The organism is Streptomyces sp. CC208A (assembly GCF_030010625.1).
In the GTDB taxonomy this organism is placed as follows: Bacteria; Actinomycetota; Actinomycetes; order Streptomycetales; family Streptomycetaceae; genus Streptomyces.
On the sequence record NZ_JASCXN010000015.1, the window covers coordinates 1 to 12,940 of the forward strand.

Consider the following 12,940-nt stretch of genomic DNA (forward strand, 5'->3'; position numbering starts at 1 on the left):
TCTCCTCGTCGGACACAGCACCCCCGCCGATCACCCACTCCTGGCCGAAGTCGACCGAGACGCTGTCGAAGTTGAGGTCGTCGGGACCGGGGGCGCTGCTGTCGGCGGCAACGGTGTCGTCGGGCTGGTCAGGCATGGCGGGCTCCTTAAGCTCAGGTGATCTTGCCGGTTGGGAGCTTAGCCACTGACGGATATGCGCGGGTCAGTAATGGGCGGATACCCCACACTGAGCGCCTCTGCTGTGCCTTGCGGCCCCGGCCAGGCGGCGTCACTTCGCCGCTGTGCGGTGGAGGGGGAGCGCGGGGAGGGCCAAGCCGGTTCGCGCTGCTGTGCCGTCGGGTGACGATCACGCAAAGCGCCGGACCAACCACACACCGGCATGGCAGGCTACGGCCATGTCCACGTTTCCGAGCGGTAATTTCACCATCATCAACAACGAAACCGGGCGCTGTGTCCGGGTGCGGCTGGGCGACACTCACGACATCAGCGACCACAGGTTGGGCACCAAGTACCTCCAGAGTGTGTCCGAGAAGCCGACGCTCCACCTGGGCGAGCCGGACGGCAGCCCTGCGACGGCGTGGTGGTACCACGACGCCTACGACTCGGGTGCGCGCAAGCCGTACAACCAGATCGCCAGTCACGCAATCCGCGAGTACCAGAACATCGGCAATCACTGCGTCTGGCTCTACGAATCGCCGCTGGGTAGCGGAGGCCCGGACCCCATGGTGAGGCTCTACGCGATCTCCTACGGGCTGGATTGTCTTCCTGAGGACGTGCAGAAGCGTCTGTGGGAGGAGATCGTCCCGGAGGAGTGGAAGGAGCTGCACGGCGAGGGTGCGAGCTCGATGGAGTGGCATTACGAGTGCGCCGGCTACAGGGCGCTCGGCCCCAACGGCTTGGTCGGCCGTACCGGGTACGGCGTCCAGAAGGAGGAATACCTCAGGGCGGCCGCCGACGCGGGATTCGAGGAACCCCCCGTCGAAGAGCCCGCGGGTCCTCCTGAGCCCGAGCCCTCGCGCACGGAAATCGACGGCTGCGGAATCAGCAGCAGCGTCGGCGCCTCTGGGTGGGTGTACGACGGCGCCCACATCTACGCCGCCGACAGCGACAAGGTGGACGCCGAGCGGACGTACTGGACCGACGAGGGTGGCTCCCTCGTCGGCAAGAGCAGGGGTGGCTCCGGCCAGACCTGGACGGTCGCGCCGTGGCAGGCCCCTGAACCCCGGCCCGACCTGACCCCCCTGGCAGTCACCGGCCTGTTCGGGCCCATCGCCGCCGCTCTGGGCGGCTGACCCAGCGGGCTGACGGGCTTCCCCGCCCCGCCTCCGGCCGGTTCGTGCCCGGTACCGAGGGGCGCGGAGTGGTGCCGCTCCCGGTGCGCGATGTTCGGCGCCGAGAGCGGCCACCCGGTGTGCTGGTCAGGCGGTCGCGGTGAGTGCGGCCTCGGGTCCGTGCTCCTCGTACAGGGCGGCGGTGATCCAGCGGTCGGCGAAGCCGGGGCGCTGGGCCAGGATGGATCCGCCCTTCCAGGTGGCGTGGCGCGAGTCCTGGGGAACGGTGACGGTGATCTTCTCCTTGGGGCTGAGGGTGGTGAGTTCGGCGGCGAGCCGCTCCTTGAGGCCGGGCAGGGCGCTGGTGCCGCCGGCGAGCACGACGTTGTTCCACAGGGCCGCGCGGTGGGCCGGGTCGGCCTTGCCGATCGCCTCGCTGACCAGGGCGGCCAGTCCCTGCGTCTGGTAGCCGAACAGTTGCGGGTCGAAGAGGATCTCCGGGGCCTTGAACCGACTGACGGTGGGACGGATCACGGTGCCGTCGGGGAGCTCGACCGCGGCGGCCTGTCCGCGCTCGGTCTCCTGCGCGTAGTCGGCGGCGACGAAGCAGACCTGCTCCTTGACGCTTCGGACGACCTCGAAGCTCGCGCTCGAGGTCCTCAGGTCGATGCCCTCCTCCGCCAGGCTCGTCTGCATCGCCTCGGTGACGACGTTCCCGCCGAGGTCCGAGCGGACCACGGCCGTGCGCACCTGCCGGCCCTCCACCACCGGGACGACGGTGCAGAACCCGTCGCCGATGTCGACCACCAGGCCGGTGGAGGAGCCCGCCGTCGCCATCACCAGCTCGGCCGAGCTGACGAGCTGGCAGCCCGCCACCTCGAACCGCTCGAACAGAATGGTCACCAGTCTCTCCTGGTGCTCGGCCGGAGCGTTGGGAGCGGTCGCGGCCAGCACCCGGAAGTCCTGCGGATCGATCGTCAGTTCATGCGAGAACAAGTGCTCCAGCAGCTGCTCGGCCATGCGCCAGTCCTCGATGATCCCGCTCTTGACCGGGTAGTTGATCGTCAGGACGTCCCGCTTCTCCTGGGCTTGCGTGCCGACGTAGGCCGTCTTCGACTCCGAGCCCGCCATCACCACGTCGGACTTCGGCACCCCGACGATCGCCGGGAAGTGCGCCGAGGGCATCTCGTCCTCGGCCCGCCCCGCCTTCACCATGCCGGACCCCAGATCCACCACGAGGGCACCCGCGAAATCGCTCATCAATCCTCAACTCCCGACAGCCGTCGGCGGGGCCGGGGGACAACCGCGCCCCGGCCCCGCCGACGAACCTCACGCGTCTCAACCACCACACCCTGCCCACTCCGCACCTCCCGTAACCGCCCCGCCACCCACCGACGGGCCCCGATGCATCGTGGCGGGGTGGGCGCCGAATTCGAACTACTCCGGCGCCGCGTGCTGCTCACCCTGTGACAGTCACGCTCGGTCATCCCGAAATGTTGATCAGAGCCATCTCAACTGGCCGTTAGCGCCACCGTCAACAGACTCGACCCGGATGGCACTGTCCCCATGCCGACCAGCGCGCTACTGGCCCTCTCCGTACTGCCACTGCCTACCGGTCCCCTTGTACTCGGCAACCGTGACCACCTCGCAGCCAGGAAGCATCCGCGACACATACAGCACGCCGTCCAGATGATCGAGTTCATGCGCGACCAGTCGGGCCAGCCCATCAGTGAACGTCGCCGTCCGGACCTGGCCGTCGAAGTCCTGATGCTCAACCCGCAACACACGCGGACGGGGAACCTTCCCGCGGACGTCGAAGAAGGACAGGCAGCCTTCATACTGCTCATCGACCTCCGGTGACGCCTCCACTACCGTCGGGTTCAGGAGAACGATCACGCCCCCTTCAGGAGGCCGGACGATCGCCGCACGCCGAGCGAGGCCGACCTGAGGCGCGGCCACCCCCATGCCCTTACTGAAGTTGTGCACCTTTGCTGCTCGATCGGCAGCCGCGTGGAGCGCCGCCACTACCTCCCGCGCGGCCGGCGCCTCACCGGGGAGGTCGAAGGGCCGAGCCGGCTGAGTGAGCACAGGATCGCCTTCCTGCACGATCCCGATGGACTTCATCGTGTCGCTCGCGGTGGGCGGAGTGGTCACCGGCGCGCTCCTTTCCCTGTTTCCGAGAGGCCACGTGCCTCATGTCCCTGATACTGGTCCGCGGCGTCTACCTGCGCAGATGCTTGACAGCTGCAGATAAGGCCGGTCTGGCGGTACTGCTCGACAGGAATCGGAGCGACGCCCGTCCGCATCCGGGCGGTGTAGAGCAGGCCATCGAGGTGGTCGATCTCGTGGTGGACCAGCCGGGCGAGTCCGCGTTCGTAGGTGGTGGTCACCAGCTGGCCCTCCAGCGTCGTGGTCTCCACGGTGATCCGTAGCGGCCGGGGGACCAGGCCGCGGACGTCGAAGAACGACAGGCAGCCCTCGTACTGCTCGTCCTCGTCGCTGGAGCGGTCGGTGATACGGGGGTTCAGCAGGACGATCGCCGGGGCGCCGGGGTCAGGAGGCTGGACCACAGCGGCGGCCCGGCCGATCGCGATCTGCGGGGCCGCGATGCCCATGCCCTTGGCGAACGGATGGACCTGCCCGATCCGCTCCATCGCGGAGAAAAGCTGCTCGATGACCTGCTCGGCAGTCTCGCGCTCGGCCGACAGGTCGAAGGCACGGGCGGGCTCAGCAAGGACGGGGGCTCCGTTCTGCACGACGCCGAGGCCACGCATCTGCTCGCTGGGCCGCACCTGGATCACCTGAACTCCCCTTGGTTCGCTTCACGTTCGGGTCGCGCCCGGAACCGCCATTCCAGACGGTACCGGGCGTGGAGTGCGGGTGTGGACGTGCTCCAGGAGAAGACCCGCATCCCGTTCTCCTCGCGCTGGACCGGGGCCGTTCGCAGCGGCGCCGCCTCGGCGGTCATGGATGTCTCGGTGCCCCACACAGCGGGGTCGAGCTCGGCGGGGAAGGCGAGTTCGACCGCCAGGTGCTCGGTGGGCAGGCGGACGGCGCGCTGGAACCAGCGGCCCCACTTCTCCTCGCCCACGGAGTAGGCGTACTCGATCCACACCGACTCGCCCGGGTAGAGAGGGAAGCGGCCCTGCTCGTTTTCGAACAGCAGCCACACCTCCTTGAAGGCGTCGCGGTCGTGCTTGGCCTGCCAGCGCATCGCCTCGCCGCGGCAGGTCGCGGTCAGGGCGAGCTCGTCCCAGGTCAGCGGGTGCTCGCGGTAGTGGGCGTTGGACCGTTCCGGCTCGCCCGGGTAGCGGTCGACGCTGATGCGGATCAGGTAGCGGGTGATCGGCTCACTGCCGGTGTTCCGCAGCAGCCGGCGCATCGTGAGCCGGTAGTGGCGCCCGTCGTAGTCGAGGTGGGCCGCGTCGTGCTCGACGACGATCGCCAAGCCGGTCGCGTACGGCTGCTCGGCCCTGCGGGGGGCGGGTACGGCCGCCGCTGGTGCCACGGGAGCCTTGGCCGTCTCGTAGTCCAGCCAGCGCTTCCAGATGGCCTTGCCCGCGTTCAGGGCCTCCTCCGCGCGGCGGGCGAAGTCCTCGGTCGGCTTGTGCCGGCCCGACTCGACGTGGCTCACGTAGGACGGGTCGAAGCCCATCCTTCTGGCTAACTCCCGCTTGGCCAGCCCCCGCACCTCGCGCCAGTAGGCGACCTCCGCCGCGAACGCCTCGGCGGCCTGCTCGACCGTCAAGGCGTCGTCCCGCGCGTCCATCAAAGCCCCCGCCCTGGCCGTCGGATGAGATGAATGAACCGTGAGTGATCTCGATTCACCATTCTGTCACGGCCCCGGTCGCCAGTTTCCTTCCTCTACCGGCCCAGGTCGACCCCCGGGCCCAAACCAGGAGGGTCCCAGCGATGCGCGTGCTGTATCTGCTCAACGTCTCCAACTCCAGTCAGCTGTCCGCCGACTCCGGCTACACCTTCGCCGACATGCTCGCCCCGGCTCTGACGGACGCCGGGGCCGACGTGACCGTGGCCTCGCCGGTCCCGGTCGGCGACACCCGCGTGCACTTCGCGCCCACCACCTCGCCGTCCACCAAGTACCGGGCCCGCTTCGACCCCGGCATGGACGCCCTGGTCTCCCTGATCCGCGACCGGCGGCCCGAGGTGGTGGTGGCCAACCAGATCGAGGCCGCCCCCGCGCTCCGGGCCGCACTCCTGGAAGCCGGGGTGGACGCGCTGATCGCCGGCTACTGCCACTACCTGCCGTTCTCCTTCACCGACACCGGCGTCCTGGAGCTGGACCCGGCGATGAACGACCGGGGCCTGGGCCGAAGCGTGCTGCTGGCCTTCGCCGCCGGCCTCGCGGCCTGCGACCGCATCCTGGTCCACTCCTCCACCGCCGCCTCCTGGACCACCGCTGCCGCCGCCCGCACCGGCGTCGGCCTCGGCGACAAGCTGCACATCGTCCCCGCCCCCAGGGACGTACGGCTGGTGCGTGACCCGGCCGACATCACCCCGCCCGAAGGCAGGGCCACCGGCATCTACAACCACCGCCTGTACAGGCACTACGGCACCGCCCGCTTCACCCGTCTCGCCCGCCGCCTCGTCGCCGACGCCCCGGTGCGGCTGACGGTGATGGACCTGTTCGGCACCCGCAGCCCCGAGCGCATCCGCCTCGACCCCAGCCCCGAACGGCACCTGGAGGAGCTGGCGACCACGGACGGCGTCACCATCGCCTCCGACCGAGGCGACCGCGTCCGCTACCGCAACCTGCTGGCCGGCGCCCACTTCGGCATCGCCCCCTTCCGGCCCGGCTGCCCCTGGTCCATGTCGGTGATCGACTGCCAGGCGATGGGCCTGCCCGTGATCGGCCCGCGTACCGGCTGGCTGGCCGAGCACATCGACCACGAGCTGCTGTTCGACACCGACGAGCAGGCCGTCCAGATCACCGAGCGCCTCGCCACGGACGCCGAGTTCTACCTGGTGCACGCCAAGCGCGCGTATGCCTCCACCGCCGACCTCACGCCCGCCGTGGTGGCCGCCCGCTACCTGGAGGCGATCAAGTGACCGGCTTCGACGCGGTCCAGCTCTCCTACGACGAGCCGCTGGCCGACCGTCTGCACACCCGCCTCGCCCGGGTGCTGGGCGGCACCGTCAAGCGCCTGCACGGAGTCCGCGGGATGCGACGCGCCTACCGGCTCACCGCCGAGCTGGTCGACACCGAGCAGTTCTTCCTCGCCGACGGTGACTTCGCCATCGACCCCGAGTTCCCCACCGCCGCGGTCCAGCCGCTGGCCGACGGGGTGGCGATGCGGGTATGGCAGGCGGTCAACCCGGTCAACGGCCTGACCTACGGCTACGGCGGGCTCAAGCTGATCCGCCGCTCGGCGCTGAGGGAGATGGGCCAGGCCGTCGACGTGCTGGCCGCCCTGCCCGGCCGGGTCGAGTTCTGCCGCCAGACCGCCGGGGTCACGCGGTTCAACCAGAGCCCGTTCCACGCGTGGAAGGCGGGCTTCCGCGAGTGCGCGATGCTCGCGCGCGGCAGCGAGTACGGCATGACCGATGCCTCCGCCCAGGAACGCATCGCCGCCTGGACGGCCGGCCGCGACGGCGAGTTCGCCGCCTACGCGGCGGCCGGAGCCCGCGACGGACTCGGCTTCGCCAAGGCCGCCGCCCGCGACCCGCAACACTTCGAGGCGCTCAACGACCCGCCCTGGCTGTATCAGCACTTCACCACGCTGTACGGCGAGCAGGCGGTGACCGGATGAACGCCGCCCCCGGGTCGCTGGTGCTGATTGAGCCGTACGCGCACCGGGTCGGCGGACACCACCAGCGCACGTTGGCGGCGCTCGCCACCGCGCGGCCGGACAGCTTCGTCATCGCCCCGGGCGGCCTGAGCGAGGACGTGGGCCCGCTGGTTCAGTCCGGTTCCCGGGTCGCCGTCGGTCCGGCCGGGCCCGCGGCGAAGATCCTTCTGGCCGTCGCGCGGGCGGCAGCACGGGTCTCCGCCGCCGGCCAGCAGATCTTCGCCTCCCGGCGCTGGCCGCTGGCGGTCCGCAGGTCCCCGCACCAGCTCACCCTTCTCGCCCGGTGCCTGACCGAGGCCGCCTGCCTTCGCACCGCACGCCGCCTCGCCCCGCGGGCCTCGGCAGTGGTGATCCTCAGCGCGAACGAGGCCCTGCACGGCCTGGCCGCCCTGCTCGGCGGAACCCCGCACCTGCGGTTCATCCACGAGGCGGTCACCACCGAAGACCGCCTGGTCCGGTGGCTGGGCCGACTCGCCCGCAGGGGCGAGAAACGGGTGATCGCGCTGTACCCGACCACCGCTGTCCGCGATCAGGTCGCGCCGGCCTTCCCTCGCCTTCCCGGCGAGGTGCGGGCGTTCGCGGTCGACGACGGGCGCCCGCTGACCGACGCCGAACGAGACGGTGCCCGCACCGCCTTCACCATCCCCGCCGACGCGAAGGCGGTGTGCGTGGTCGGCGGCTGGTGGCCCTACAAGGACATCCCCACCATCGACGCCGCCCTCGCCCGCCTCACCACCCCGCTGCACGTCCTGGTGTGCGGCACCCCACTGGACGACGCCGTCCTCACACGCTGGCACCAGCTCCCCAATGTCCGCCTTCACACGGTGCCCGGCCCGGTCGGCGATCAGGTCCTGCGGCTTGTCTATGCCGCCGCCGACGCGGCCCTCGTCGCCCGGAAGTCCGGCGTGGGCAAGGAATCCGGACTGGTCATGGACGCCGCCCGCCTCGCCGTCCCGCTGATCGTCTCCGCACACGACCCCGAGCTGACCGCCCGCCTCGCCGGGGAATCGTGGGCCCGACTCTTCCCTGCCGGCGATCCAGACACCCTCGCCAAGACGCTGGACCACCTCAAGGCCGACGCGCCCGCCCGCCCGGGGCCTTTGGCGCGCGGGGTCCTGGACATGAACTCGGCGGCCGAGCAGGCCGCCTTCCTCACCGACACCTACACCCGCCTGACCAAGGAATGCCGATGAAGACGCCCGTCTCTCCCGCCCTGGTCGCGGTGGTGGGCCCGGTCGAACCGGCCCTGCTGGCCGCCTGGACCGCCCACTACCGCCGGCTCGGCATCGAGCGGTTCCACCTCGCCTTCCACTTCCCCGACCACGTCCACGACGCCTGGCGGCACCAGCTCATCGCGGCCAGCCACGACCTCGGCATCATCCCCGCCCGGATCAGCACCGGACCGTGGCACGAGCACACCAACACCCAGCTCCGCGACTCCTTGCGCGAGCAGGCCGGGACCGGCTGGCACCTGATCACCGACTCCGACGAGTTCCAGACCTACCCCGCCCCGCTCGCCGAGATGATCGCCCAGGCCGAGGCCGCCAGGCACAAGGTGATCGGCGGGCTGATGCTCGACCGCGCCACGAACGACGGCCGCCTTGCCCTGTGGCGCCCGGAAACCGGACTGGACCGGGCCTTCCCGCTCGGCGGGCACCTCACCCACCGGCTTCTCAAGGGCGACCCCCGCAAGATCGTCCTCGCCCACTCCTCGGTAACCGTGGCCTCCGGCAACCACCGCGCCTCCGGCCACAAGCCGGACCCTGACACGCTCGCGTGCGTGCACCACTTCAAGTGGCGCTCGGGCGTCCTGGACGATCTGCGCCGACGGGTCGACCGGTTCACCTCTGGCGAGTGGGCCGAGCACACCCCGGCCGTCCGCAGCGAGGCGTCCCGTCTACTGCAGCACATCGACCGTCACAACGGCCGCATCGACGTCGCCGATCCCCGCCTCGCCTTCCGCCGCGTCACCCTCGACCGCCTCCCCGATGGCTGGGCCACCGAAGCCGCCAAGATCGCCACCACCTGGCGCCCGCACACGGCTCAGAGCCAGTCCGGCTCCACGATCTCCTCGCCCTCGCCCTGAGGCTCCTCGAACCGACCGACGAAGTCGTCCAGCGCCTCCGGCGTCACGACGAGCGCGTTGGCGTCCGCCCGCTCGTTGCGCTCCGCCAGCCTGCGCAGCAGCTCGTCACGCTCCACCGGGAAGTACAGCAGCCGCCACCGCCCGCCGGCCGACTCCACCAGCTCCTTCATCGCGTCGCGGTCCTTACGCGGCCACAGCCCGTGGTCCCACACCACATCCCGGCCCTCGGCAACCAGCTCGGCAAGCCGCTCGTGCAGCTCGGCGACGACCGGGGCCTCCTTCTCGAAGTAGGTGTTCTCCGGGTAGTCGGCGCCGTACCGACCGTGCCGCTCATAGACGACCTCGTCCACCGACAGCCGCACAGCACCCTCGGGCTCCAGCACCCGCTGGGCATAGGTGGTCTTCCCCGAACCGGTGAGCCCCACCAGCAGAAACACCACCGGAGTGCGCTCGGCCACCGCCAACTCCCCTCAACACCACAAGCGTTCTCCTGGCCAGTCTGCCACCGCCAGCCAGCCCAGGACCCCGTTCCTCATCACCACCACCCGAAGGAGCCGCCCGTGTCCGCCTCCGCACTCGCCCGCACACTACGGGCCTACGTCCGCTACGCCCCCGGCACCGTGGGCAAGGCGCGGCTCGTCGGCCGCTTCCTCGACGAGCACCTGCGCACCCACCCCGTCCGCACCACCGTCCGGCTGAGGTCCGGCGACAAGGTCCGCGTCACCACCAGCGACGTCATCCAGCGCTACCAGTACCTGTTCGGCGAGTGGGAACCGAACCTGAGCGCCTTCCTGCGCGACCGGCTCCGCCCCGGGGACACCTTCATCGACGTCGGAGCCCACCGCGGCGCCTTCAGCCTCCTGGCCTCCCACGCCGTCGGCCCCCACGGCCACGTCGTCGCCATCGAGCCCTCCCCGCAGTTCCACGACGACCTGACCACCGCGGCCACCGCCAACCACCGCACCAACACCCGGGCCGTCCGCTCCGCCGCCTCCGACACCCACGGCACCCTGACCCTGTACCTGGAGGACCCCACCAACCTCGGTCACACCACCGCCGTCCGGCCCAGCCACGTCCACACTGCCTTCGACGTGCCGACCGCACCCCTGGCCGACCTGGTCAGCAGGGCCGAACTCGCCACCACCCGCGTCATCAAGATCGACGTGGAAGGCGCCGAAGCAGCAGCCATCCGCGGACTGCTACCCGCGCTCACGTACCTGCGCAACGACGCGGAACTCGTCGTGGAAGTCACCCCAAAGCTGCTGGCCAAGCAGGGCGAGAGCACCACCGACATCATCGACACCCTGCACGAGCGCGGCTTCCACGCGTACACGCTCACCAACGACTACGACCCGGCCACCTACCCCCGGGCCATGCACCGACCACAGCCGCCGGTCCGGTGCACCGAAGCCCCGAAGCACATGACCGACCTGGTCTTCTCCCGCACCAACGCCGATCGCCTCATGCTCGGCCGCTGAGCAGCACCCCCACGTTCCGAGCGGCCCGGCCGGTCCGAGCCGCCCGCCAGGACCACCGACACCTTCCGGCACGTCGACGAGGAGTGGGCACGTGATCAACACCAGCGTAATGAACAGCCGCAACGCAGTCTGTGTGATCGTCCACGACAAGGACGCCGACACGATCGCCGCCGTGCTCTACGGAGCCCGCAACTGGTCCCCGCAGCCGGCCTGGACCCTCCCCGGTGGCAAGGCCGAACCCGGCGAAGCCCTCGACGAGGCCGCCGCCCGCGAACTCAAGGAGGAGACCGGCCTGCTCGTCGACCCGGCGGATCTCGCCCTCGTCCACGTCATCCACGTCGAACAGGGCTGGGACCAGGCCGGGCAGTTCGTCCTGTTCGTCTTCGCCACCGACACGTGGGCCGGTGAGCTGACCAACCCCGAGCCGGACAAGCACCTGACGGCCGAGTGGGTCGCCGCGAGCGGCCTGCCCACCCCCGCGTTCCCGACCTCCACTCAGGCCCTGGCGGCGTACCTGGACGGCGGCCCCTCCTTCTCGCGCTACGGATGGTCGGTCACCGCTGCGCAATGAGCAGGCACCAGGGTGATCGGGGGCTTGGTCGCCATACTGAGACGGCTCCGTCGGGTGCCGCCCACGTCGCACCAGACCGGATCGCCACAGCATGAGGACGTCGCACTCCGGAGTCGCACGGGACACCTCTGAGTCCGACGTAGGCTCGGTGGCATGAGCCTGCGCCTGAGCACCGTAATCCTTCCCGTCGACCGCTGGCACGAGGGAGGCCGCGCGAAGTGGCAGCGCGCCGAGGAGCTCGGCTTCCACGCCGCGTACACCTACGACCACCTCTCCTGGCGCAGCTTCCGCGACGGCCCCTGGTTCGGCGCCCTGCCCACCCTCACCGCCGCCGCCACGGCCACGGACCGCCTGCGCCTGGGAACCCTCGTCACGTCGCCTAATTTCAGGCATCCAGTGACGCTCGCCAAGGAGCTGATCTCGCTCGACGACATCTCCGGCGGCCGGATCACCCTCGGCATCGGCGCCGGCGGCAACGGCTTCGATGCCACCGCGCTCGGCCAGGAGCCGTGGACGCCGAAGGAGCGGGCGGACCGCTTCGGCGAGTTCGTGCCGCTGCTCGACCGGCTTCTCACCGAGGGTGCGGTCTCACAGAAGGGCAACTTCTACACGGCGGAGGAGGCGCGGAACATCCCAGGCTGTGTCCAGCGCCCGCGGCTGCCGTTCGCGGTCGCGGCGACCGGGCCGCGCGGGCTGAAGCTCGCGGCGCGGTACGGGCAGGCGTGGGTGACGACCGGTGACCCGAAGCTGTACGAGACGGGCACCCCGGAGCAGTCGGTGGCGGCCCTGCGCGGGCAGATCGAGAAGCTAGGCAAGGCGTGCGCGGACGCCGGCCGGGAGGTGGCCGGGCTGGACAAGATCCTGCTCCACGGCTTCACCCCCGACAGGAACGGGCCGCTGGAGTCGCTCGACGCGTTCGTCGACTTCGCGGGCCGCCACAAGGAGCTCGGCTTCACGGAGATCGTGATCCACTGGCCCATCGCGGGCTCTGCCTTCGCCGTCGGCCAGGTCGTCTTCGACCAGATCGCCACGGAGGGCCTCACTCAGCTCGCCTGAACGGCGGCACTACTCAGCGTGGTATCTCAAGAACCATGCGGTAGCGCGGCCAGGGTTCCTTCTCCCCCTGAACGCGGAAGGTTCGTGACCCCGAGGTCTGAGCGCATTGCATGGCGGAGATCGTGCAGGAGCCCACGTGTGGCGTCCAGATGTGTGCGGATCTGATCCGAGTTGTCCCGTTCGCGCGGCATGTGACTATGAAGGCGCTTGAGAATCCCATACGCCTGGTTCAACTCACGATTGACGGTGGAGGCGACGGTCAGGACAGTGTCGGGGGCGACCATTTGTGCCTCCGCATAGGTAGCACGGTACTGGGCGCGCACCTCATCCAGCTCAGCAACCTGCACGTCCAGCTCCGAGGCATCCCGCTCAGCCAGCAACTGGTGGAGTCCATCGTTGATCGCGCCGAAGTAGTGGCGCGCAGACTGGTTCAAGGCGACGTAGCTTGTGCGGCGCAGATCGAGGAGGCGCTCCTCCCTTCGGGTGCTCTCCTCAATCTGGCGAAGCCTCTCAGTGTTTCGCCGCTCCGCAGCCAGCGCTCGCGCTCCACTGCGCTGGGTCAACCATGTCGCGCAGAGTGTGCCGCATACGCCAATTACGGCAGTGATCAGTGCCTCCACCAATGACTCCTTGTTGCCATGACCGTCCTCCGGGAGCGACTCAGAGGCGCC

General features: G+C 70.2%; 14 protein-coding genes. 8 read left to right on the forward strand and 6 right to left on the reverse strand.

Annotated elements, in window-relative coordinates; translation table 11 throughout:
- The first annotated feature begins 395 nt into the window (after window positions 1–395).
- Complete coding sequence (locus QK442_RS17865; RefSeq protein ID WP_282694952.1) at window positions 396–1,292, forward strand: hypothetical protein; 897 nt, start codon at window positions 396–398, stop codon at window positions 1,290–1,292.
- A 126-nt stretch (window positions 1,293–1,418) separates the two neighbouring features.
- On the opposite strand, the gene QK442_RS17870 is transcribed toward QK442_RS17865, so the two are convergent.
- The 4 genes from QK442_RS17870 to QK442_RS17885 all read right to left on the reverse strand — a co-directional run bounded on the left by QK442_RS17870 (window position 1,419) and on the right by QK442_RS17885 (window position 5,040).
- Window positions 1,419–2,531: an actin family protein gene (locus QK442_RS17870; protein WP_282694953.1), complete on the reverse strand. Its 1,113-nt coding sequence runs from the start codon at window positions 2,529–2,531 to the stop codon at window positions 1,419–1,421.
- A 321-nt stretch (window positions 2,532–2,852) separates the two neighbouring features.
- A complete protein-coding gene (locus QK442_RS17875; RefSeq protein WP_282694954.1) occupies window positions 2,853–3,425 on the reverse strand; it encodes a peptide deformylase in 573 nt (190 codons plus the stop codon).
- The gene (locus tag QK442_RS17880; RefSeq protein ID WP_282694955.1) at window positions 3,422–4,072 is read right to left on the reverse strand and encodes a peptide deformylase; all 651 of its coding nucleotides are present in this window, start codon (window positions 4,070–4,072) and stop codon (window positions 3,422–3,424) included. Before QK442_RS17880 ends, QK442_RS17875 begins: the two co-directional genes overlap by 4 nt.
- Window positions 4,069–5,040, reverse strand: a complete 972-nt coding sequence (locus QK442_RS17885) for a helix-turn-helix transcriptional regulator (RefSeq protein ID WP_282694956.1) — start codon at window positions 5,038–5,040, stop codon at window positions 4,069–4,071. Before QK442_RS17885 ends, QK442_RS17880 begins: the two co-directional genes overlap by 4 nt.
- Before the next feature lie 143 nt (window positions 5,041–5,183).
- Here QK442_RS17885 and QK442_RS17890 point away from each other — a divergent pair, with 143 nt between their 5' ends.
- The 4 genes from QK442_RS17890 to QK442_RS17905 are packed head-to-tail and all read left to right on the forward strand — an operon-like array spanning window position 5,184 to window position 9,164.
- Complete coding sequence (locus QK442_RS17890; RefSeq protein WP_282694957.1) at window positions 5,184–6,338, forward strand: glycosyltransferase family 1 protein; 1,155 nt, start codon at window positions 5,184–5,186, stop codon at window positions 6,336–6,338.
- On the forward strand, window positions 6,335–7,039 hold the full coding sequence (locus tag QK442_RS17895) for a hypothetical protein (RefSeq protein WP_071267672.1): 705 nt from the start codon (window positions 6,335–6,337) through the stop codon (window positions 7,037–7,039). The genes QK442_RS17890 and QK442_RS17895 overlap by 4 nt, the downstream gene beginning before the upstream one ends.
- A complete protein-coding gene (locus tag QK442_RS17900; protein ID WP_282694958.1) occupies window positions 7,036–8,271 on the forward strand; it encodes a hypothetical protein in 1,236 nt (411 codons plus the stop codon). The genes QK442_RS17895 and QK442_RS17900 overlap by 4 nt, the downstream gene beginning before the upstream one ends.
- Window positions 8,268–9,164, forward strand: a complete 897-nt coding sequence (locus tag QK442_RS17905; protein ID WP_282694959.1) for a glycosyltransferase family 2 protein — start codon at window positions 8,268–8,270, stop codon at window positions 9,162–9,164. Before QK442_RS17900 ends, QK442_RS17905 begins: the two co-directional genes overlap by 4 nt.
- Here QK442_RS17905 and QK442_RS17910 read toward each other — a convergent pair.
- Window positions 9,122–9,622, reverse strand: coding sequence for an ATP-binding protein (locus QK442_RS17910; RefSeq protein ID WP_206281353.1), 501 nt, complete (start codon window positions 9,620–9,622; stop codon window positions 9,122–9,124). The two genes, QK442_RS17905 and QK442_RS17910, sit on opposite strands and share 43 nt — an antisense overlap.
- 102 nt (window positions 9,623–9,724) lie before the next feature.
- Between QK442_RS17910 and QK442_RS17915 the strand changes: the two genes are divergently transcribed.
- The 3 genes from QK442_RS17915 to QK442_RS17925 all read left to right on the forward strand — a co-directional run bounded on the left by QK442_RS17915 (window position 9,725) and on the right by QK442_RS17925 (window position 12,269).
- The gene (locus tag QK442_RS17915; protein WP_282694960.1) at window positions 9,725–10,642 is read left to right on the forward strand and encodes an FkbM family methyltransferase; all 918 of its coding nucleotides are present in this window, start codon (window positions 9,725–9,727) and stop codon (window positions 10,640–10,642) included.
- A gap of 91 nt (window positions 10,643–10,733) precedes the next feature.
- Window positions 10,734–11,213: an NUDIX hydrolase gene (locus QK442_RS17920; protein ID WP_282694961.1), complete on the forward strand. Its 480-nt coding sequence runs from the start codon at window positions 10,734–10,736 to the stop codon at window positions 11,211–11,213.
- Between the two features lie 153 nt (window positions 11,214–11,366).
- The gene (locus QK442_RS17925) at window positions 11,367–12,269 is read left to right on the forward strand and encodes an LLM class flavin-dependent oxidoreductase (protein WP_282694962.1); all 903 of its coding nucleotides are present in this window, start codon (window positions 11,367–11,369) and stop codon (window positions 12,267–12,269) included.
- Window positions 12,270–12,295: 26 nt separating this feature from the next.
- On the opposite strand, the gene QK442_RS17930 is transcribed toward QK442_RS17925, so the two are convergent.
- Window positions 12,296–12,889, reverse strand: coding sequence for a hypothetical protein (locus QK442_RS17930; protein ID WP_128462746.1), 594 nt, complete (start codon window positions 12,887–12,889; stop codon window positions 12,296–12,298).
- Window positions 12,890–12,940 lie beyond the last annotated feature (51 nt).

Bases quoted from the DNA above. Each gene is read 5' to 3' on its own strand.
- QK442_RS17900 (WP_282694958.1), top strand. From the start codon at position 7,036: ATGAACGCCGCCCCCGGGTCGCTGGTGCTGATTGAGCCGTACGCGCAC.
- QK442_RS17890 (WP_282694957.1), top strand. From the start codon at position 5,184: ATGCGCGTGCTGTATCTGCTCAACGTCTCCAACTCCAGTCAGCTGTCC.
- QK442_RS17925 (WP_282694962.1), top strand. From the start codon at position 11,367: ATGAGCCTGCGCCTGAGCACCGTAATCCTTCCCGTCGACCGCTGGCAC.
- QK442_RS17905 (WP_282694959.1), top strand. From the start codon at position 8,268: ATGAAGACGCCCGTCTCTCCCGCCCTGGTCGCGGTGGTGGGCCCGGTC.
- QK442_RS17870 (WP_282694953.1), bottom strand. From the start codon at position 2,531: ATGAGCGATTTCGCGGGTGCCCTCGTGGTGGATCTGGGGTCCGGCATG.
- QK442_RS17865 (WP_282694952.1), top strand. From the start codon at position 396: ATGTCCACGTTTCCGAGCGGTAATTTCACCATCATCAACAACGAAACC.
- QK442_RS17885 (WP_282694956.1), bottom strand. From the start codon at position 5,040: ATGGACGCGCGGGACGACGCCTTGACGGTCGAGCAGGCCGCCGAGGCG.